This window comes from Allorhizobium sp. DMC15 (assembly GCF_056314065.1).
Map to the genome: position 1 here is coordinate 200,273 of NZ_JBQUZB010000004.1, position 21,120 is coordinate 221,392.

Below are 21,120 nucleotides of genomic sequence, written 5' to 3' on the forward strand. Positions count from 1 at the left end.
GAAACCCAAACCTCGGTCTTCTCTACGCGGAAAACAAGACGCAAAGCCAAAAAGCACCCGAGGGCGCAACGCGCTGTCGGGTGTTGACCTCCGGGATCTCTTTATACCTTCTCGGGTCCCGGTCGGCGGCTCGGAGTTCTCGTCTCTTCGCAGATTGCGGCGGATAAACAGGAAAACGCCCGGGAAGTCAAGCGAAGTCCCGATTTTCGGGGATTCCGCCACAGCCGGCGATCTGCCAGGAGCCTATTGCCGTAGAATTGACGAAACCACATATGGGTGAGCCATGAACAGACGCAGCTTTCTCAAATGGTCGGGCTTCGGCCTTGTTGCCGCAACGCTGGGAGGTCTCGGCATGCGCGAAGCGCAGGCGGGCAACCGCTATTATACCGGGCCCCTGTCGGATCATTTCGACGGCAAGGTGTTCTTCAACCCGGGCGGCGAAGAGCCTCGCGGCTTTACCGATCTCCTACGCTGGCAGTTCGAAGGCGGCAAGATCGCCTGGCCCAAGGCGGTGACAGCTGCGGATTTCGTCACGACCAAGCCTGAGCCGCGTGTCGAAGGAAGCCGGCTTGTCGTCACCATGGTCGGTCATGCGACCCTGCTCATCCAGACGGCAGGGCTGAACATCCTGACCGACCCGGTCTGGTCGGAACGCGCAAGCCCGGTCTCCTTTGCCGGGCCGAAGCGCAACAATCCGCCGGGTGTCGATTTCGATGATCTGCCGAAGATCGACATCGTCATCGTGACGCACAACCACTACGACCATCTCGACATCGCCACGCTGAAACGCCTTGTCGAACGGGACAAGCCACGGATCGTGACCCCGCTCGGCAATGACACCATCATCCGCGACGACGTACCTGAGATCGTGGCTAATGTGATGGACTGGGGTGATCGCCTAGAAGTCAACAACGGTGTCGTCATCCATTGCGAGCCCTGCCATCACTGGTCGGCGCGCGGCATGGGCGACCGGCGCATGGCGCTCTGGGCCGCCTTTGTCATCGAAACTCCAGGCGGGAAGATCTACCATATCGGTGACACCGGCTATGCCGAGGGCAAGCATTACCGCGAAATCAGGGCGAAACATGGTGACATCCGGGTCGCCATCATGCCGATCGGCGCCTATGAGCCGCGCTGGTTCATGAAGGCGCAGCATCAGAACCCGGAAGAAGCGATCGCAGGGTTCCGCTTGAGCGGTGCAGCCTTCGGCATCGGCCACCATTTCGGCACCTTCCAGCTGACCAATGAAGGCATCGACGATCCGCCGAAGGCGCTTGTGACGGCCATGTCTGCGGCCGGTATCGGCAATGAGCGTTTCAAGGGCCTGCGACCCGGCCAGCAGTTCGAGGTGCCTCTCACAAACGCTTGAGGGGCAAGACCCAAGAGACACGAGCCGCGTTGACACGGCTCTCCCTTTTGACCACACTTCACGCATTCACCAGGGGTGTCCCGACAAGGGGCTGAGATATCGCTACGCCGAACAGGCAGCGCGGTGACCCGTTGAACCTGATCCAGTTCATACTGGCGTAGGGACGGTGCGAGCGCTGCAAAACGACGATTCGAAACCCGAATCCCGTGGCGTCTTTCCATCATTCCGGCTGACATGACTGGGTCTCCAACCTGAACACTTGGAGCTCCATGATGAACATTGCCCCTAACTTCCCAAAGCCCGACGTCACCACCGGGCCGCTTCCCGCTTCGACCAAGATCTTCCTGGCAGGCGGCATGCACCCGGACATCCGCGTGCCCCTGCGCCAGATCGCGCTGCATCCGACCTCCGGCGAACCGCCTGTGAATGTCTATGACGCTTCGGGTGCCTATACCGACCCACAGGCGACCATCGCCATCGATCAGGGACTTGCCCGGCACCGGACAGCCTGGGTTAGGGCACGCGGCGATGTCGAGGCCTATGACGGCCGTGCCGTGAAGCCCGAGGACAACGGCTTCGTCTCTGCCGAGAAAATGACGCCTGTGTTTCCCGTGAATCATCGCCCGCTGCGCGCAACGGGCGGCAAGGCGGTGACGCAGCTTGCCTATGCCCGCGCCGGAATCATCACGCCGGAAATGGAATATGTAGCGATCCGCGAAAACCTCGGCCGCAAAGCCGCGAAGGAAGCGCTCGTCCGTGACGGCGAAAGCTTTGGCGCCGCAATCCCGGATCACGTCACGCCGGAATTCGTCCGCCAGGAGATCGCCTCCGGCCGGGCGATCATCCCGGCCAACATCAACCACCCGGAACTGGAGCCGATGATCATCGGCCGGAATTTCCTGGTGAAGATCAACGCCAATATCGGCAACTCGGCTGTCACCTCTTCCATGGCCGAGGAAGTCGAGAAGATGGTCTGGGCGATCCGCTGGGGCGCCGACACGGTCATGGATCTCTCGACCGGCCGCAACATTCACAACATCCGCGACTGGATCATCCGCAATTCGCCCGTGCCGATCGGCACCGTTCCGCTTTACCAGGCGCTGGAAAAGGTCGGCGGTATCGCCGAGGACCTGACCTGGGAGGTCTATCGCGACACGCTGATCGAGCAGGCCGAGCAGGGCGTCGACTACTTCACCATCCATGCCGGCGTCCGGCTGCATTACATCCCGCTCACAGTCAACCGCGTCACCGGCATCGTTTCGCGCGGCGGTTCGATCATGGCCAAGTGGTGCCTGCATCATCACAAGGAGAGCTTCCTCTACGAGCATTTCGAAGAGATCTGCGACATCTGCCGCGCCTACGACGTCTCCTTCTCGCTGGGCGATGGACTGCGCCCCGGCTCGATTGCCGATGCCAATGATGCCGCCCAGTTTGCCGAACTGGAGACGCTGGGTGAGCTGACGCAGATCGCTTGGGGCAAGGATTGCCAGGTGATGATCGAGGGACCCGGCCATGTTCCCATGCACAAGATCAAGGAGAACATGGACAAGCAGCTGAAGACCTGCGGCGAGGCCCCCTTCTATACGCTGGGGCCGCTGACGACGGATATTGCACCCGGCTACGACCACATCACCTCCGGCATTGGTGCCGCGATGATCGGCTGGTTCGGCACGGCCATGCTCTGCTATGTCACGCCGAAGGAGCATCTGGGACTGCCCGACCGCGACGACGTAAAAACCGGTGTCATCACCTACAAGATCGCGGCCCATGCTGCCGATCTCGCCAAGGGGCACCCGGCGGCGCAGCTGCGCGACGATGCACTCAGCCGTGCCCGTTTCGAGTTCCGCTGGGAAGACCAGTTCAACCTGTCGCTCGACCCGGAGACGGCGCGCTCGATGCATGACGAGACCCTGCCGAAGGAGGCGCACAAGGTCGCGCATTTCTGCTCGATGTGCGGGCCGAAATTCTGCTCGATGCGCATCTCGCATGACATCCGAGCAGAGGCCCAGAAGGAGGGGCTGACCGCCATGGCGGAGAAATACCGGGCCGGCGGCGATCTCTACATGACGGCGGACGAGGTCGCGGCGCTCGAAACGGGAGAGCGGCCATGACCGTTCTCGTGAAGGGCGCCGGTGTCGCGGGGCTCGCGACGGCGCTGGAACTGGCACGTAGAGGTATCCCTGTCGAGGTGGTGGAGCGCCGGGCCGATATCGGGCTTGGCGCCTCCCATCGGGCGGGCGGCATGCTCGCCCCCTATTGCGAGCGGGAGGCGGCGGAAGAGATCGTGCTGACATCAGGCCTTTCCGCTGTTGACTGGTGGAACGAGGCCGTGCCAGGTCTCGTCCAACGCCGAGGCACGCTCGTGCTGGCCAATCCCCGCGATCTCGCCGACCTCAAACGCTTTGCGACCCGCACGCGCGGCCATCGCTGGCTGGGCGAGGACGAGATCGTAGAGCTCGAGCCGGATCTCGCTGAGCGCTTCAGCAACGGCCTCTTCTTTTCAGAGGAGGCTCATCTCGATCCCAGCAAGGCTCTCCGGGGTCTGTATCAGGCGGCGCGGCAGCTCGGTGTCTCCTTCCGCTTCGGGGAGGAGGCCGGTGATGCGGCAGACTATGCGAGCGTCGTGGATTGCCGGGGACCACAGGCGATCGGAGAGATCGACGGATTGCGCGGCGTACGCGGGGAGATGCTCTATCTGGAGACGGGTGACGTCACGCTCTCGCGTCCCGTGCGCCTCCTGCATCCCCGCCACCCCCTCTACATCGTGCCGCGCGGCAACGGGCTGTTCATGCTGGGCGCGACCATGATCGAGGCTGAGGATGACGGGCCGATCACGGCGCGTTCGATGATGGAGTTGCTCAACACCGCCTATGCGCTGCACCCGGCCTTTGCCGAGGCGCGCATCGTGGAAACCGGCACCGGCATCCGCCCGGCCTTCCCGGACAATGTGCCCCGCCTCATCGAAACCTCCGAAGGCCTGGCGGTCGCCGGCATGCACCGCCACGGCTTTCTGCTAGCCCCGGCACTGGCACGAGAGGCGGCGGACAGGCTCACGACCACACACGCATCTGAGAGAAGGAGGAGCGCATGAAGCTCACCGTCAACGGAGAAGCCCTGGAGCTTGATGCAGGCAGTCTCGCCGATCTGCTCTTGAAGCTAGACTACGAGGGCGACTGGCTGGCAACCGCCGTCAATGGCGACCTGGTCCATCGCCAGGAACGGTCGTCGCATGCGTTGAAGGAGGGCGACCGGATCGAGATCCTTTCGCCCATGCAGGGAGGTTGAGATGACACTCGAACTCTACGGCAAGACCGTCTCCTCACGCCTCCTGCTCGGCACCGCGCGCTACCCCTCGCCGGCGATCCTGGCGGAGGCCGTGCGGCGATCGAAAACCGAGATCGTCACCGTTTCGCTGCGCCGGGAGACAGCAGGCGGCAAGGCGGGTGGCGCTTTCTTCCAGCTGATCCGCGATCTTGGCGTCCATGTCCTGCCCAACACCGCCGGCTGCCACAGCGCCCGCGAGGCGGTGCTGACGGCAAAGATGGCGCGGGAGGTCTTCGGCACCAGCTGGATCAAGCTTGAGGTCATCGGCCATCACGACACGCTGCAGCCCGACGTTTTCGAACTCGTGGAAGCGGCGAAGATCCTCGGTTCCGAGGGCTTCGAGGTTTTCCCCTATACCACGGACGATCTGGTGGTCGGGGAGAAGCTGCTCGCCGCCGGCTGTCGCGTGCTGATGCCTTGGTGCGCGCCGATCGGCAGCGCCATGGGGGCGCAGAATCTGCCGGCACTCAGATCCATGCGGGCAGAGTTCCCCGACGTGCCGCTGATCGTCGATGCCGGTATCGGTCGTCCGTCCCATGCGACTGAAGTGATGGAGCTCGGCTATGACGCCGTGCTGCTCAACACCGCCGTTGCCTCGGCCGGCGATCCGCCTGATATGGCCGAGGCTTTTGCCAAGGCGATCGAGGCAGGACATGCTGCGCATCACGCTGGCATGCTGGGGCCGCGCGACATGGCGGTACCGTCAACACCCGTCATCGGAAAGGGGGTCTTCGCATGAAGCTCGATCCCTTCTACCTGATCGTCGACAGTGCCGACTGGATCGAGCGGCTGGTGCCGCTAGGCGTCAAGCTGGTGCAGTTGCGGATGAAGGACGCCGAGGAAAGCGTGCTTCGCCAGCACATCCGCCGCGCCAAGCAATGCTGTGCCGACCACGGCTGCCAACTCATCGTCAACGACTTCTGGCAGATCGCCATCGACGAGGCCTGCGACTTCGTCCATCTCGGCCAGGAGGATCTGGCAACGGCCGATCTCGCAGCGATCCGCAGCGCGGGCCTGAAGCTTGGCCTCTCGACCCATGAGGAGGCCGAACTCGAAACGGCGCTGGCCGCCGAGCCTGACTATGTCGCCCTCGGCCCCGTCTATCCGACGATCCTGAAGAAGATGCCCTGGGCGCCGCAGGGTCTGGAACGGCTAACGGTGTGGAAGGAAAAGATCGCTCCCGTGCCCCTGGTTGCGATCGGCGGACTTCGTCCCGACCGGCTGCCCGGCGTCTTCTCAGCAGGGGCAGACAGTGCGGCCGTCGTCACCGACATCACCTTGCATGCCGAACCCGAGGCGCGAACCCGGGAATGGCTTGAGGTAACCGCGCGTTGGCGTTGACCATGCATGTGCGGTTTTGGCCGCTCTACTGGTAATTCGGCTGCTTTTCCGCCATATAGGCTGAAAACGCAGCTTTCTGGAGTGACGATGTCGGATCGGGTCGAATTCGCGAGGATGAACGGGCTTGGCAACAAGATCCTGGTCGTCGACATGCGCGGTCGCACCGACCGGGTGACGCCGGCTGCCGCAATTGCGCTCGCTGCGGACCCGGCGACCGCCTTCGACCAGATCATGGCGATCCATGATCCCAAGCTCGACGGCACCGACGCCTATATCGACATCCTGAATTGCGACGGCTCGAAGGCCCAGGCCTGCGGCAATGGCACGCGCTGCGTGGTGCAGGCCCTTGCCAGCGAAACCGGCCGCAAGAGCTTCACCTTCCAGACCATTGCCGGCATCCTGAACGCCGTCGAACATGCGGATGGGACGATCTCGGTCGACATGGGCAAGCCGGTCTTTGCCTGGGACAAGATCCCGCTCTCGGAAGAATTTCACGACACGAGCCGCATCGAGCTGCAGATCGGCCCGATCGACGCACCGATCCTGCATTCGCCCTCGGCCATGTCGATGGGCAATCCCCATGCCGTCTTCTGGGTCGATCGCGATCCGATGACCTATGATCTGGAACGCTTTGGTCCGCTCCTGGAAAACCATCCGATCTTCCCGGAGAAGGCCAATATCACGCTCGCCCAAGTCACCTCGAAGACATCAATGGTAACGCGGACCTGGGAACGCGGCGCCGGCCTGACGCTTGCCTGCGGTTCGGCTGCCTGCGCCGCCGGCGTGTCTGCGGCTCGCACCGGTCGCACCGAACGCAAGGTCACGATCACGGTGGCCTCGAGCCCCAATCGCGGTACGCTGACCATCGACTGGCGCGCCGACGACAAGGTCGTCATGACCGGCCCCGCCGAGTGGGAGTGGTCCGGCACGGTCGATCCGGCAACCGGGGATTGGGAACGTGACGAGAGCGGGCATGCAGAGGCCGCGACCCCGTGATCTCCGAACAGAAAGGTGCCGTCGAAGTCATCACCTTCGGCTGTCGCCTCAACACTTACGAATCCGAAGTCATCAAGGTTGAAGCCGCGAAGGCCGGCCTCGACAACGCGATCCTGGTCAACACCTGTGCGGTCACCTCGGAGGCCGTGCGTCAGGCCCGCCAGGCGATCCGCCGGGCGCGCCGGGAAAACCCGGAAGCCCGCATCATCGTCACGGGTTGCGCTGCCCAGACGGAAGCGCAAAACTTCGCGGATATGCCTGAGGTCGATGCCGTCCTGGGCAACGAGGAAAAGCTGAAGGCAGTGCACTATCGCCGCCTGCCGGATTTCGGCGTCTCGGCTGAAGAAAAGGTTGCAGTCAACGACATCATGAGCGTGACCGAGACGGCACCGCAGATGGTCGCTCACATCGACGGCCATGTGCGCGGTTTCCTGCAGGTGCAGAACGGCTGCGACCATCGCTGCACCTTCTGCATCATCCCCTATGGCCGTGGCAATTCACGCTCCGTGCCGATGGGCGCCGTCGTCGAACAGGCACGCAAGCTCGTCGAAAACGGCTATCGCGAAGTGGTGCTGACCGGGGTGGACGCGACGAGCTATGGCGCGGACCTGCCCGGCAATCCGACGCTCGGTCTGCTTGCCAAGACGCTGCTGAAACAGGTGCCGGAGATCCTGCGCCTGCGCCTCTCTTCGATCGACAGCATCGAGGCGGACAGCCATCTCTTCGACCTGATTGCAGACGAGCCGCGTTTCATGCCGCATCTGCATCTGTCTCTCCAGCATGGCGACGACATGATCCTGAAGCGCATGAAGCGCCGGCATTCCCGCGCCGATGCGATTGCCTTTGCCGAACAGGTCCGGCGCCTGCGCCCAGGATTTGCCTTCGGCGCCGATTTGATCGCCGGTTTCCCGACGGAGACCGAGGAGATGGCGGCAAACTCGGCGCGTCTCGCCGAAGAAATCGGCATCGCGCATCTGCATGTCTTTCCCTACAGCCCCCGCCCCGGCACGCCGGCAGCCCGCATGCCGCAGCTCGACCGGGCGCTCGTCAAGGCACGCGCGGCAGAGCTTCGGACCGTCGCAGACAGATTGCAGGCTGTGCATCTCGCCTCGCATGTCGGCACCCGGCAGAAGCTGCTGGTCGAGCGCAACGAAATGGCGCATACGGAAGACTTCACGCTCGTTGCAGCGCCCGGTATGACACCCGGCGGCCTCATCGAGGTCTCGATTGGCGGCCATACCGGCCGCCATCTGACGATTGCATCGGCAGCGGCAAGCGCGGCTGCCTGACAGACGGAATAGAGTGACCATGGCCCTCGGCTTCATCAAGAAAGTCTTCACCTTCGGCAAGGAGAAGCCGGCAGAAACGCCGGCGGCGCCGGCGGAGCTGACAGCCGAGGAAAAGGCTGCGATCTCGGCCGAAAGCGAGCCGAAGGGTCGCGACGAAGATTTGCCAATTGCCGAGGATCCGGTTCTCGCAGAAGAAATGGAAACGGCCGGCGGACCGGCGGATGACCTGTCGCCTGAAGATCTCTCCATGGTGCCGCTTGAGCTGCTCGAGGCGGAAGCCGAGGAAGAGACGGCCGAAGTTCAGGTAGTGACGCCTGACGAGCCGAAAACAGAAATTGAAGCTGCGGCCGTCTCGGATGCTGCATCGGAGCCCGTGGTCCCCGTGCTGCCCAAAGGTTTCGCCACCGCTGAGGCAAGGGCGCCGGAGCCTGAGGCCCCTGCCCCGGCAGAGAAACTGAGCTGGTTCCAGCGCCTCAAGGCCGGTCTCTTCCGCACGTCCTCGCAGCTGACCAGCCAGATCACGGCGCTCTTTACCAAGCGCAAGCTGGACGACGAGACGCTGGAGGAACTGGAAGACCTGTTGATCCAGGCCGACCTCGGCGTAGAAACGGCACTCCGCGTCACCGACACGCTGGCCTCGGAGCGCTATGGCAAGGATGTGACCGGCGAGGACGTCACTAAGATCATGGCCTCCGAGATCGTCAAGGTGCTGAAGCCGGTCGCCAAGCCGCTGGCCCTTGATCTCAGCCACAAGCCGCATGTCATCCTCGTCGTCGGAGTGAACGGCACCGGCAAGACGACGACCATCGGCAAGCTCGCCGCCAAGCTTTCGGGCTCGGGGCTGACGGTGATGCTCGCGGCCGGCGATACCTTCCGTGCGGCGGCCATCGAACAGCTGAAGATCTGGGCCGACCGCACCGGTTCGACCTTCCTCGGCACCAAGCTCGGCGCCGATGCTGCAGGCCTCGCCTACGAAGCCTTCGAGAAGGCCAAGGCCGACAAGGCCGACGTCCTGATCATCGACACCGCCGGTCGCCTGCAGAACAAGGCGGAGCTGATGGCGGAACTCGAAAAGATCGTCCGCGTTCTCGGCAAGCTCGATCCGGATGCGCCGCACACGGTGCTGCAGACGCTCGATGCGACGACGGGCCAGAATGCTCTGCAGCAGGTCGAGATCTTCCGCAACGTCGCGGGCGTCAACGGCCTGATCATGACAAAGCTCGACGGCACGGCGCGCGGCGGCATCCTCGTTGCCATCGCCGCCAAGCACAAGCTGCCCGTCTATTTCATCGGCGTCGGCGAAGGCATCGACGACCTCGAACCCTTCGAGGCGGAAGACTTCGCCAGCGCCATTGCCGGCATCGCGCGCTGAGCGCCGGAAACACTAGGAAACGACACCATGTCGGACACATCCACCGATACCCACGCGACCAAGGCTGAAAAGCAGAACCCTCTGCTGAAGATGGCGCTCGAACTCGGACCGTTGTTGATCTTCTTCTTCGGCAACCTGCGCGGCGAGTGGCTGGCGAAAACCTTTCCGGAGCTGACCGCGATCGGCGGACCGCTCCTGATCGCGACCGCCCTCTTCATGGTCGCAACGGTCATCTCACTGATCATCTCCAAGATCGTCTTCAAGCACCTGCCGGTCATGCCTTTTGTGTCCGGCATCGTTGTCCTGGTCTTCGGCGGGTTGTCGATCTGGCTGCAGGACGAAACCTTCATCAAGATGAAGCCGACGATCGTCAACACGCTCTTCGGCGTGGTCCTGCTGGGTGGCCTCGCCTTCGGCACTTCGCTTTTGGGCTATGTCTTCAACGCCGCCTTCCAGCTCGATGCGGAAGGCTGGAAGAAGCTAACGCTGCGCTGGGGCATCTTCTTCCTCTTCCTTGCCGTGCTGAACGAGGTCGTCTGGCGCAACTTCTCCGATGATGTCTGGGTGAGCTTCAAGGTCTGGGGCACGATGCCGATCACCATCCTCTTCACGCTGGCCCAGATGCCGCTGATCATGAAGCATTCGCTGGAAGACAAGGAAGAGCAATGACCGAGACGACCAGCCAGAGCGGCGACAATTCCACGACGCGTTTCTGGCTGGCGGTGACCTTCGTCATCATCCTGGTCCAGATCGTCTCCCAGTATCTGATGGGCCGCATCTGGATCTGCGAATGCGGCTACGTGAAGCTCTTCGAAGCGGGCGTGAACACGCCTGGCAATTCCCAGCACATCTTCGACTGGTACACGCCCTCGCACATCATCCATGGCTTTCTCTTCTATGGCCTCGGCTGGCTGGTGCTGCGCAGGAAGCCGATCACCGCCAAGCTTGCGCTTGCGGCGCTCATCGAGGCTGCGTGGGAGATCCTGGAAAACTCGCCAATCGTGATCGATCGCTATCGAGCCGCGACCATGGCGGTCGGCTATACCGGCGACAGCATTCTGAATTCCGGAATGGACATGGTTGCCATGATCGCCGGCTTCTTCTTTGCGGCCCGTATGCCAATCTGGCTGACGGTCGTCATTGCGCTGGGCTTCGAAGTTCTGACCGCTATCGTCATCAGAGACAACCTGACCCTCAACGTTCTGATGCTGGTTTGGCCGATCGAAGCGGTGAAGGCCTGGCAGGGCGCGCTCTAAGGTCTCTCAGAGACCGGCAAGCGCCTTTTCGATCGCCGGCATCAGCTGCGTCTGGAAGGTCTCGGGATCGAACGGACCCACCTTCTTGTAGAGGATCGTGCCGTCGGGGCCGACGAGATAGCTTTCCGGAATGCCGTAGACACCCCAGTCGATCGCAGCCTTGCCGTTCGGATCAACGCCGATCGCGGCATAAGGATTGCCGAGTTCGCCGAGGAAGCGCAGCGCATTGTCGTTGCGGTCCTTGTAGTTGATCCCGACGACATTGACGCGCGGATCTTTGGAGAGCTCCAGCAGCATCGGATGCTCCTGGCGGCAGGGCACGCACCAGGACGCAAACACATTGACCAGCGTCAGCTTTCCGGTGATCGCTGCGGTGGTCAGTGCCGGCCGCTCTGAGCCATCGAGTGCTGCGAGCTCAAGAGCAGGTGCCTTCGTGCCGAGGAGGGCCGAGGGGATTTCCGAGACGTCGCGGCCGGACTGGAGCTGCGTCATGAACACCGCGGCAAGCCCGCCAAACAGCACGAGCGGCAGGGCTGCGATCAGATAGCGTGCACGCCCCTTGGCCGCCGGCACGTCATGTTCGCCCTGCTGCGTCATGTCTTTGCATCCTGGGAGGGTGATGCCGATCGGCGGCGGACGCCCTGCGCTTCGAGCGTCTTCAACTCCGCCTGACGCGCCCGACCATCGAGATAGACCCAGGCGGATAGGCCAAGACAGATCCCCGCCGTCAGCAGATAGGAACCGATGACGTAAAAGGCGTGGGTCATGCCTGATGCTCCCGGCCGGCCTGACGAGCGGCCATGCGGCGCTGTGCCCCGACGCGACGTCGCCAGATCTCGTTGCGCATCGCCATCATATGCAGCGTGAAGAAGAGGAGGGTGAAGGCCAGCGCCATGATGAGAAGCGGCCAGAGAAACTCCGGATGGATCGTCGGACCATCGAGCCGCATGACGCTGGCCGGCTGATGCAGCGTGTTCCACCAGTCGACCGAGAACTTGATGATCGGGATGTTGACGAAGCCGACCAGGATGAGAACGGCGCTGACGCGCGCCGCCTTGGACGGATCATCCATGGAGCGGTTGAGTGCGATCAGGCCGAGATACATCAGAAACAGCACGAAGACCGAGGTGAGGCGGGCATCCCAGACCCACCAGGTGCCCCACATCGGCTTGCCCCAGAGCGAACCGGTGACCAGCGCAATCAGGGTGAAGGCCGCGCCGAGCGGAGCGGCCGCCTTGTGGCTGACATCGGCCAGCGGATGACGCCAGACCAGCGTGCCGATCGCCGAGAGCGCCATCACGGAGTAACACATCATCGAGAGCCAGGCGGCCGGCACATGCACATACATGATGCGCACGGTGTCGCCCTGCTGGTAATCCGTTTCGGAGGTGAAGCCGAGATACAGGCCTACCACGAAGAGCGCGAGGGTCAGCCCGACGAACCACGGCAGGACCCGCTCGACAAAAGCGAGGAATCGCGTCGGGTTGGCGAGGTCGATGATCTTGGTCACGGCAAGGCTGTTGTCGGTCATAGCACGTTCTAGCCTGTCTCAAGCGGCCCTGCAATTGATCCTGGTCAAGCCGAAATGTCTCAGTCGGCCGAACTGCGAAGCGCTGCAGCCGCGCCCACCGGTCCGATCACGGCAAAGAGAAGGGTAATCGCCGTCAGGAAGAGGAAAGGCGGCAGGAAGGGCGCCGGATCCTCGACCGCCGCATAGGAGGCGCTGACACCGAAGATCAGCACCGGGACGGCAAGCGGCAGAACGAGGATGGACACCAGAAGACCACCGCGCGGGAGGGCCACAGCGACAGCGGCACCGGCTGCACCGATGAAGGTGATCGCCGGCGAACCGACCAGGAGCGTCAGCATCACGGCGCCGATCGCAACCTCGTCCATATTCATGAAGAGCCCGAGCAGCGGCGAGGCAATCACGAGCGGCAGGCCGGTCGCCACCCAATGCGCCAGGCATTTGACGAGCACCGTCAGCACGAGCGGTGTTTCCTGCATCAGCAGGATGTCGAGCGACCCGTCGTCGCGTTCGGCCTGGAACAGGCGATCGAGCCCGAGCAGGGCAGAGAGCAGCGCGCCGATCCAGACGATGGCAGGTCCGATCCGCGAAAGAAGGTTGAGATCGGGCCCAACACCGAAGGGAATGACGGCGACCACGGTGGTGAAGAAGAGCACACCGATCAGCGCGCCGCCACCGGCGCGGACAGAGAGTTTCAGGTCCCGGAGAAACAGCGCCATCATGCGGAATACTCCAGATCGACACCCTCGAAGCCCAGCATCTCCAGCGTCTGGGCGCCCTCCATCCCGAGCGGCTGATGGGTCGCGGCCAGAGCGATGCCTCCCGACTGTCGGTGCCGACGCACGAGCTCTTCGAACATCGCGTCCGCCTTGCGGTCGAGGGCGGCCGTCGGCTCGTCGAGAATCCAGATCGGGCGGTAAGCGACCAGGAGCCGCGCCATGGCGAACCGCCGCTGCTGCCCCGCAGAAAGATAGCCATAGGGCAGGTGGGTGATCCCCGAGAGCCCCACCTCGGCGGCGGCCTCCTCGACGCTCGCGCCGATCCCGCCTGCGGCATCACCCAGGAAGGACTTCCAGAAGGCGAGGTTTTCCGCCACGGTCAATTCGCGCTTCATACCGTTTCGATGACCGAGGTAGTGGCTGAATTCCCCGGCCGGACGCGGCTCACCGACGGCATCGGACACGCAGATCGCCTGCCCCGTTTCCGGGCGAAGCAGACCGGCGACGACGCGCAGAAGCGTCGATTTTCCAGACCCGTTTCGGCCTGTCAGAACCAGCGCCTCTCCGGCATTCAACCTAAAGGAAACATTAACGAAAATCAGATCCTCGCCACGACGCGCTGAGAGATTTTCGGCTTCAAGCCTGATCATGGTCGCCTTCTGGCAGGATGAGGCCTGCCTCATAAAAAAATCCGATTTCGCCCTTCGTCGGTCTGGCGCCTTTCTTAGAAATTATCTATAAGACCTGCAACCACGCCAGCGGCCGGCGTGAAGTTCATCCTTGTGCCGAACTTGAACATCGCAAGCAGCGGTTTTCACGTGCGGACAGCGGAAATGGTCGTACCCGCATCCTGATGTGCATGAAGTGCATAGGCGTCCGCACGAATGTGTTGGCTATCAGTCTAAGCGGGGTTTCTATCCGTGGCTAAATCTCTCGACAGCTTCAATTGCCGGTCGGTCCTGACCGTCGACGGCAAGGACTATGTCTACTACAGCATTCCCAAGGCCGAAGCGAACGGTCTCGCCGGGGTTTCGAAGCTCCCCTATTCGATGAAGGTGCTCCTCGAAAACCTTCTGCGCAACGAAGACGGCCGTTCCGTCACCAAGGCCGATATCGAGGCCTGTGCCGCCTGGCTCGTCAACAAGGGCCTGACCGAAGCTGAAATCGCCTACCGCCCGGCCCGCGTGCTGATGCAGGACTTCACCGGCGTTCCCGCCGTGGTCGACCTCGCCGCCATGCGTGACGGCATTAAGAACCTCGGCGGCGATCCGGAAAAGATCAACCCGCTCGTTCCGGTCGACCTCGTCATCGACCACTCCGTCATCGTCGACGAATTCGGCACGCCCCAGGCCTTCGCCCGCAACGTTGAGCTGGAGTACCAGCGCAACGGCGAGCGCTACCGCTTCCTGAAGTGGGGCCAGCAGGCATTCAAGAACTTCCGCGTCGTTCCCCCGGGCACCGGCATCTGTCACCAGGTGAACTTCGAATATCTCGGCCAGACCGTCTGGACGAAGGACGAGGACGGCGAGACCATCGCCTATCCCGACACCTGCGTCGGCACGGACAGCCACACCACGATGATCAACGGTCTCGGCGTTCTCGGCTGGGGTGTGGGCGGTATCGAAGCCGAAGCTGCCATGCTCGGCCAGCCCGTCTCCATGCTGCTGCCGGAAGTCATCGGCTTCAAGCTGACCGGTACGCTGAAAGAAGGCGTCACCGCGACCGACCTCGTTCTGACCGTCGTGCAGATGCTGCGCAAGAAGGGCGTTGTCTCCAAGTTCGTCGAATTCTACGGCTCGGGCCTCGACACGCTGCCGGTTGCCGACCGCGCAACGATCGGCAATATGGGTCCGGAATACGGCGCGACCTGCGGCTTCTTCCCGGTCGATTCGGCCACCGTCGGCTATCTCGACATGTCGGGCCGCACCAAGGACCGCATCGCACTCGTCGAAGCCTATTCGAAGGCTCAAGGCATGTGGCGTGACAATGACGGCTCGCAGCTCGTCTTCACTGACACGCTCGAACTCGACCTCGGCGACGTCGTACCGTCGATGGCCGGCCCGAAGCGTCCGGAAGGCCGCCTCCCGCTCGAAACCATCGCACCAAACTTCGCGACCGCTCTCGAAGCCGACTACAAGAAGCCGGGCCAGCTCTCCCAGCGTTGGGATGTCGAAGGCACCGACTACGATCTCGGCCATGGCGACGTGGCGATCGCCGCCATCACGTCGTGCACCAACACCTCGAACCCGAGCGTGCTCATTGCAGCCGGTCTGCTGGCTCGCAACGCCGTTGCCAAGGGCCTGAAGACCAAGCCATGGGTGAAGACCTCGCTCGCACCTGGATCCCAGGTCGTTGGCGAATATCTCGAAAAGTCGGGCCTGCAGAAGGAGCTCGACGCGCTGGGCTTCAACCTCGTCGGCTTCGGCTGCACGACCTGCATCGGCAATTCCGGCCCGCTGCCGGGTCCGATCTCGAAGACGATCAACGACAAGGGCATCATCGCCGCCGGCGTTCTCTCGGGCAACCGTAACTTCGAAGGCCGTATCTCGCCTGACGTCCAGGCGAACTACCTCGCCTCCCCGCCGCTCGTCGTCGCCTATGCGCTCGCCGGCACGGTCCAGAAGGACCTGACCAAGGAGCCGATCGGTGAAGACCAGAACGGCAACCCGGTCTACCTCAAGGACATCTGGCCGACCTCTGCCGAAGTGCAGGAGTTCATCCAGAAATACGTCACCCGTGCTCTCTTCGAATCGAAGTATGCCGACGTGTTCAAGGGCGACGAAAACTGGCAGGCCGTCCAGGTTCCCGAAGGCCAGACCTATGCCTGGGATGACAAGTCGACCTATGTCCAGAACCCGCCCTACTTCGTGGGCATGGGCAAGACCGGCTCGGGCCTGAAGGACATCAAGGGCGCCCGCGTCCTCGGTCTCTTCGGCGACAAGATCACCACCGACCACATCTCCCCGGCCGGTTCGATCAAGGCCGCATCGCCCGCAGGCGCCTACCTCACGGGTAACGGCGTAGCAGTCGCAGACTTCAACCAGTACGGCACCCGTCGTGGCAACCACGAAGTCATGATGCGCGGCACCTTCGCCAACATCCGCATCCGCAACCACATGCTCGGCCCGAACGGCAAGGAAGGTGGCTACACCATCCACTATCCGTCCAAGGAAGAGCTGTCGATCTACGATGCAGCCATGAAGTACAAGGAAGAGGGCGTTCCGCTCGTCATCTTCGCCGGCGTCGAATACGGCAACGGTTCGTCGCGTGACTGGGCTGCCAAGGGCACCAACCTGCTCGGCGTCAAGGCTGTGATCGCGCAGTCCTTCGAGCGTATCCACCGCTCGAACCTCGTCGGCATGGGCGTCGTGCCCTTCACCTTCGAGGAAGGTACCACCTGGGCTTCGCTGAACCTGAAGGGCGACGAGATCGTGACGATCGAGGGTCTGGAAGGCGAGATCAAGCCGCGCGAGAAGAAGATCGCCAAGATCACCTACTCCGACGGCACCGTGAAGGACGTACCGCTGCTCTGCCGCATCGATACGCTCGACGAGGTCACCTACATGAACAATGGCGGCATTCTGCAGACCGTTCTGCGCGACCTCGCCGCCTGATATTTTCTCATCGAATACGTGAGGTCGCCGGGCAACAGGCGGCCTTTTTTGTATCTGGGGGTCTGTACGCGGCACTGACGAAAGTTTCACCCCATCGTGACTTTGCGCTTGGGGGTTAAGGAGCTATCAAGTGCACCACACAGGTTGAAGGCCAAAGTCAGACGAATGCTGCAGGTGAAAATGCAACCCGTTCCAAAGCGCCAGGGGATCTATCGGGTCGCCACTTTCCTAGCGTTACTGTTCGCAGTATCGCCGTACCAGGCGCATGCTGGGACCTTCGTTCAGCCGAAGGGTGTGATCGAACTCTTCACCTCCCAAGGCTGTCGCTCCTGCCCGCCTGCCGACCGGGCTTTCGAGCAGTTGGTGCGCCAGGGCGATGTCGTCGCGCTCTCCTATCATGTCGACTATTGGAATTATCTTGGTTGGGCCGACACATTGGGAACGGCCGAGAATACCGATCGGCAGTATGCCTATGCCAAGACATTTGGCCGTAGCGGGGTTTACACGCCCCAAGCGGTTCTGAATGGACGTGACCACCTCAAGGGGACGGATGCCGGTGAGGTGAACCGGCGACTGGATGGGATGAAGGCTTCCGGTCACGGATTGGTGGTGCCGGTCAAGGCCGTGCAGAACGGTGACCAGCTGTCGATATCGGTCGGCAGCGGGGCCGGAAAGGCCAATGTCGTCGTCGTCTATTTTCGTGAGCATCAGACGGTTGAAATGCTGAAGGGCGAAAACGTCGGCCAAAGCATGGACTACTGGCACAGCGTAACCGATGTGCAGACTGTCGGTGTCTGGAACGGTCAGGCGATCGACATCACCCTGCCGGCACGCGTGATCAGTTCTGACAAGAGCGATGGATGTGCCGTGCTCCTGCAGAGCGCCGACGCCGAAGGCAATCCGGCTGGCATTGTCGGGGCCACCGTCATGAAGGGGCGGACGACGAGCTTCTGATTCGGGGGGAACTTGGTGTGGTCCGGCCCGAAGCACTGGGGGGCTGGGGGTAAGGGGTCAATGCACCTGACCGGACCGTTTTGGCGCGTCGCGCCAACCAAGTTAGTTATACTTTATCGCAAAAAACGGCGGGCGTTTGTCCAAAATGCGGCCTACGGAAAATATCCGGTTCGGTGCGTGACAAATGTCACAGTGCGCGGCGAAGGCCAAACAACAAAAAGCCGCCGGGAGGCCCGGCGGCGCACGTCACATCTTGAAGAGTGTAGTCAGCCCAACAGTGCGTCGTAAGCTGCAACCGCCTTGACCGCTCTCTCGCCAATCGCATGAGCGGAATCACCCGGCTTGTAAAGGCTGGAACCGAGACCGAATGCACGAACGCCAACCTTCCAGTAGTCGGCGAAATTGCTTTCCGAGACGCCGCCAACGGCGCCCAACGGCAGATGCGGGGGAAGGATGGCCTTGATGGCCGAGATCCCGCCTGGGCCGAGGGCACTGGCTGGAAAGAACTTCAATGCCGCTGCACCGCTTTTGGCAGCGAGCAGCGCTTCGGTGGCTGTAAAGACTCCCGGCATGGTCACCATGCCGTGGCCGACGGCGCGCCGGATCACATCGGGTTCCACATTCGGCGTCACGAGCAGATTGCCGCCGACCCCATGCAGCCGGTCGACCTGCGCCACTTCCAGCACAGTGCCGGCGCCGATCAGCACATTCTCCGGTGCCAGTCTTCGCGCCTTCTCGATCGATAGAAAGGGATCGGGAGAGTTGAGAGGCACTTCGATCGCTTCAAAGCCAGCTTCGATAAGGGCGTCGACAGCGGCTTCGATCTCTTCCGGCTTGATGCCGCGCAAGATGGCCACCAAATTGCGGCGAAGGGACGGCCAGGTGACGGAGGAGGTCATTGATCTATTCCTTGAACTCGTGGTCGAACAGCGAAAGGGCACTGGCGAGCAGACCCCGGCGAACCAGGAGCCCGCCATCAAGCATCACCGCTTCGCTTCCCGTGCGTGCAATGGCGCGCGCGTAAAGCCGGGTCAGTCTTCCCGTACCGATCAGATAGGCTTTTCCGTAACGGGCAAGGTCAGGCTTAATCGCGGCAAGTTCGGCTCCGATGAGCAGGCCCGACAGGCGCGCGGCTGCGTTGATGCGGGTGCCTTGTGACAGCAGGCCTTCTGCTCGGATCGAGAAGAGGGTCGACGTCAGCGCGAATCCCGGCGCCAGAGCGGCGTCGACTGCCGCATCGAAGATGTCTGGATCGGCCTCGGCGTCCGCATCCTCCGGAACCGAAAGTCGCAGGATGGATTGCCGGCTGATCAGGTGAAACAGTTCACCCGTCATGACCGTAGAAAAGCGGCGGATGTGACCGGCCTCGACCAGAGCCCACTTCGAATGTGTTCCTGGCAAGCAAAACAGCGCGTCGTCGAGACCTTGTTCCAGAGCTCCAGCCAGCTGTGTCTCTTCACCCCGCATCACGTCGTAGCGGCCTTCCTCGCGCTGGCAGACGCCAGGTAGGATGTAGACCGGACGGTCAGTGCCTTCGGGGATCACGGCGTGCTGGAAGAGGCCGACGAGCGGGGCTGGCGTTTCCACATAAGGCGCTTCCCGCCAGCCTGTGCGCGCGCCGGCCATTCCGGCAATCACCACCGGCAGGTCGGATGCCGCCCCGAGAGCCGACAGATGGCCCTCGAGAACAGCGGGATAGGCCGAGCGGTCAAGGCTACCCATACCTTCCGCCGATTGCCGTTCGGCGAGGACACCGCCCTGGCTGTCGACCAGCCAGAGGCGGAGGTTGCTGGTTCCCCAGTCGACCAGGGCGGCAAACGGCTTCTCGGTCACTGCTTCTGCCTCAGGTCAGATCGATCGGCAGAAGAGCCGTCGGGATGTCCTGGAAGCAGACCGGCCGCAGGAAGCGGCGGATCGACAGCGTACCGACAGACGTCGCGCCGAAGTTTGTGGACGCCGGGTAGGGGCCACCGTGAACCATGGAATCGGCAACTTCGACCCCCGTCGGGAAGCCATTGGCCAGAACACGACCAGCCTTGCGCTCCAGGATCGGCATCAGGCGCTTTCCGAGGGCTTCATCGCCTTCTGCAAGATGGATCGACGCCGTCAACTGACCGGAGAGGCTGCGGGCCATGGCAACCATCTCGTCTTCGCTTTCCGCGATCACGATCAGGCCGAGCGGTCCGAAGACTTCCTCGCCGAGCACGTGGTTGTCGAGCCAGTCCTTGGCCGTCGTCTGGAACAGGTAGGGCGTAGCATTGCGCAGGTCGCAGGTCGAGGTCAGGACCGAACGGACACCTTCCGTGCCGGCAATCCGGGTCGCGCCCTTGCGGTAGGCGTCGGCGATGCCGTCGGTCAGCATGGTCTGCGGGCCAACGGCAGAGAGGGCTTCGGTTGCGGTCTCGACATACTTGTCGGCGTCAGCGCCCTTCAGCAGGACGACGATGCCCGGATTGGTGCAGAACTGACCGGCACCCATGGTCAGCGATCCGACCCAGCCCTTGGCAATCGTTTCGCCACGGGTGGCGACGGCCTTGGGCAGCATGAACATCGGATTGACCGAGCCGAGCTCGCCGAAGAACGGGATCGGTTCCGGACGCTGGGCGCAGAGGTCGAACAATGCACGACCGCCACCCAGCGAACCGGTGAAGCCGACGGCCTTGATCAGCGGATGCTGGACCAGCGCCTGGCCAACGTCACGGCTGCCGCCGTGAACCAGCGAGAAGACGCCCGGATGGACGCCGGTGCGCTTGATGGCCGCATCGATGGCCGAAGCGACAATTTCGCCTGTGCCAGGATGGGCATCATGCGCCTTGACCACGACCGGGCAGCCGGCTGCGAGGGCAGCTGCGGTGTCGCCACCGGCCGTCGAAAAGGCCAGCGGGAAGTTCGAGGCACCGAAGACGGCGACCGGTCCGATCGGGCGCTGAACCATCTTCAGGTCCGGACGCGGAAGCGGCTTGCGGTCGGGCAGCGCTTCGTCGTGGCGACGGTCGAGATAGTCGCCCTTACGGATATGCGAGGCAAACAGGCGGAGCTGGCCAACTGTACGGCCGCGTTCGCCGATCAGGCGGGCTTCCGGCAGGCCGGTTTCCTGGCTGCCGATCTCGGTGATGGCATCACCACGTGCATCGATTTCCTCGGCAATCGCGTCAAGGAAAGCGGCGCGTTCTTCGCGCGTCGAATAGGCGTAGGTCTCGAACGCCTCTTCGGCGGCCTTCACCGCCTGGTCGACCAGGGCAGGGGTGCCCTTGGAGAAGGAGTGGGAGGGGCCCGTGGCAGGCGACGAGGCAAAGGTATCCGTGCTGGCAACCCAGTTGCCGGCGATCAGGTGTTTTCCAGTCGGTGTATAGGCCAT

At 62.8% G+C, this 21,120-nt stretch carries 21 protein-coding genes and 1 riboswitch; of the genes, 13 read left to right on the forward strand and 8 right to left on the reverse strand.

The window, feature by feature from the left end; translation table 11 throughout:
* Positions 1 to 283: 283 nt before the first annotated feature.
* From ACT53S_RS18620 to ACT53S_RS18670, 11 genes are all read left to right on the forward strand, one after another.
* Positions 284 to 1,369, forward strand: a complete 1,086-nt coding sequence (locus tag ACT53S_RS18620; protein ID WP_476068071.1) for an MBL fold metallo-hydrolase — start codon at positions 284 to 286, stop codon at positions 1,367 to 1,369.
* A gap of 61 nt (positions 1,370 to 1,430) precedes the next feature.
* Positions 1,431 to 1,551, forward strand: a riboswitch (TPP riboswitch).
* Between the two features lie 90 nt (positions 1,552 to 1,641).
* Positions 1,642 to 3,480 carry a phosphomethylpyrimidine synthase ThiC gene (gene thiC / locus ACT53S_RS18625; protein WP_476068072.1) on the forward strand — a complete coding sequence of 613 codons (1,839 nt, stop codon included), beginning with the start codon at positions 1,642 to 1,644 and terminating at the stop codon, positions 3,478 to 3,480.
* Complete coding sequence (gene thiO, locus ACT53S_RS18630; protein WP_476068073.1) at positions 3,477 to 4,460, forward strand: glycine oxidase ThiO; 984 nt, start codon at positions 3,477 to 3,479, stop codon at positions 4,458 to 4,460. The genes thiC and thiO overlap by 4 nt, the downstream gene beginning before the upstream one ends.
* Positions 4,457 to 4,654: a sulfur carrier protein ThiS gene (thiS, locus tag ACT53S_RS18635; protein ID WP_476068074.1), complete on the forward strand. Its 198-nt coding sequence runs from the start codon at positions 4,457 to 4,459 to the stop codon at positions 4,652 to 4,654. Before thiO ends, thiS begins: the two co-directional genes overlap by 4 nt.
* Before the next feature lies 1 nt (position 4,655).
* Complete coding sequence (locus ACT53S_RS18640) at positions 4,656 to 5,432, forward strand: thiazole synthase (protein WP_476068075.1); 777 nt, start codon at positions 4,656 to 4,658, stop codon at positions 5,430 to 5,432.
* Positions 5,429 to 6,034, forward strand: a complete 606-nt coding sequence (locus tag ACT53S_RS18645) for a thiamine phosphate synthase (RefSeq protein ID WP_476068076.1) — start codon at positions 5,429 to 5,431, stop codon at positions 6,032 to 6,034. Before ACT53S_RS18640 ends, ACT53S_RS18645 begins: the two co-directional genes overlap by 4 nt.
* A gap of 87 nt (positions 6,035 to 6,121) precedes the next feature.
* On the forward strand, positions 6,122 to 7,030 hold the full coding sequence (gene dapF / locus ACT53S_RS18650) for a diaminopimelate epimerase (protein WP_476068077.1): 909 nt from the start codon (positions 6,122 to 6,124) through the stop codon (positions 7,028 to 7,030).
* Entirely contained in the window at positions 7,030 to 8,319 is a 1,290-nt protein-coding gene (gene mtaB, locus ACT53S_RS18655; RefSeq protein ID WP_476068280.1) for a tRNA (N(6)-L-threonylcarbamoyladenosine(37)-C(2))-methylthiotransferase MtaB, read from the forward strand. Before dapF ends, mtaB begins: the two co-directional genes overlap by 1 nt.
* Before the next feature lie 19 nt (positions 8,320 to 8,338).
* On the forward strand, positions 8,339 to 9,691 hold the full coding sequence (gene ftsY, locus ACT53S_RS18660; protein WP_476068078.1) for a signal recognition particle-docking protein FtsY: 1,353 nt from the start codon (positions 8,339 to 8,341) through the stop codon (positions 9,689 to 9,691).
* 27 nt (positions 9,692 to 9,718) lie between these two features.
* Positions 9,719 to 10,360: a septation protein A gene (locus ACT53S_RS18665; RefSeq protein WP_476068079.1), complete on the forward strand. Its 642-nt coding sequence runs from the start codon at positions 9,719 to 9,721 to the stop codon at positions 10,358 to 10,360.
* Positions 10,357 to 10,947, forward strand: a complete 591-nt coding sequence (locus tag ACT53S_RS18670; RefSeq protein ID WP_476068080.1) for a DUF2585 domain-containing protein — start codon at positions 10,357 to 10,359, stop codon at positions 10,945 to 10,947. Before ACT53S_RS18665 ends, ACT53S_RS18670 begins: the two co-directional genes overlap by 4 nt.
* Positions 10,948 to 10,953: 6 nt before the next feature.
* Here ACT53S_RS18670 and ACT53S_RS18675 read toward each other — a convergent pair whose 3' ends face one another.
* From ACT53S_RS18675 to ccmA, 5 genes are read right to left on the reverse strand one after another with little or no spacing between them, the layout of a single operon-like run.
* Positions 10,954 to 11,544 carry a DsbE family thiol:disulfide interchange protein gene (locus ACT53S_RS18675; RefSeq protein ID WP_476068081.1) on the reverse strand — a complete coding sequence of 197 codons (591 nt, stop codon included), beginning with the start codon at positions 11,542 to 11,544 and terminating at the stop codon, positions 10,954 to 10,956.
* Positions 11,541 to 11,714 (reverse strand): heme exporter protein CcmD, encoded by a 174-nt coding sequence (gene ccmD, locus ACT53S_RS18680; RefSeq protein WP_476068082.1) that lies wholly within the window; start codon positions 11,712 to 11,714, stop codon positions 11,541 to 11,543. Before ccmD ends, ACT53S_RS18675 begins: the two co-directional genes overlap by 4 nt.
* Entirely contained in the window at positions 11,711 to 12,478 is a 768-nt protein-coding gene (locus ACT53S_RS18685) for a heme ABC transporter permease (RefSeq protein WP_113459088.1), read from the reverse strand. The genes ccmD and ACT53S_RS18685 overlap by 4 nt, the downstream gene beginning before the upstream one ends.
* Positions 12,479 to 12,537: 59 nt before the next feature.
* Positions 12,538 to 13,197, reverse strand: coding sequence for a heme exporter protein CcmB (ccmB, locus tag ACT53S_RS18690; protein WP_113377858.1), 660 nt, complete (start codon positions 13,195 to 13,197; stop codon positions 12,538 to 12,540).
* Positions 13,194 to 13,841, reverse strand: coding sequence for a heme ABC exporter ATP-binding protein CcmA (gene ccmA / locus ACT53S_RS18695; protein WP_476068281.1), 648 nt, complete (start codon positions 13,839 to 13,841; stop codon positions 13,194 to 13,196). Before ccmA ends, ccmB begins: the two co-directional genes overlap by 4 nt.
* 273 nt (positions 13,842 to 14,114) lie before the next feature.
* On the opposite strand from ccmA, the gene acnA reads away from it, so the two are divergent.
* Entirely contained in the window at positions 14,115 to 16,808 is a 2,694-nt protein-coding gene (acnA, locus tag ACT53S_RS18700) for an aconitate hydratase AcnA (protein ID WP_476068083.1), read from the forward strand.
* A gap of 180 nt (positions 16,809 to 16,988) precedes the next feature.
* Entirely contained in the window at positions 16,989 to 17,762 is a 774-nt protein-coding gene (locus ACT53S_RS18705; protein WP_476068084.1) for a DUF1223 domain-containing protein, read from the forward strand.
* Between the two features lie 266 nt (positions 17,763 to 18,028).
* Here ACT53S_RS18705 and ACT53S_RS18710 read toward each other — a convergent pair whose 3' ends face one another.
* From ACT53S_RS18710 to ACT53S_RS18720, 3 genes are read right to left on the reverse strand one after another with little or no spacing between them, the layout of a single operon-like run.
* The gene (locus ACT53S_RS18710; protein WP_113377860.1) at positions 18,029 to 18,661 is read right to left on the reverse strand and encodes a 2-dehydro-3-deoxy-6-phosphogalactonate aldolase; all 633 of its coding nucleotides are present in this window, start codon (positions 18,659 to 18,661) and stop codon (positions 18,029 to 18,031) included.
* A gap of 4 nt (positions 18,662 to 18,665) precedes the next feature.
* Entirely contained in the window at positions 18,666 to 19,595 is a 930-nt protein-coding gene (locus tag ACT53S_RS18715) for a 2-dehydro-3-deoxygalactonokinase (RefSeq protein WP_476068085.1), read from the reverse strand.
* Between the two features lie 10 nt (positions 19,596 to 19,605).
* On the reverse strand, positions 19,606 to 21,120 hold the full coding sequence (locus ACT53S_RS18720; protein WP_476068086.1) for an aldehyde dehydrogenase (NADP(+)): 1,515 nt from the start codon (positions 21,118 to 21,120) through the stop codon (positions 19,606 to 19,608).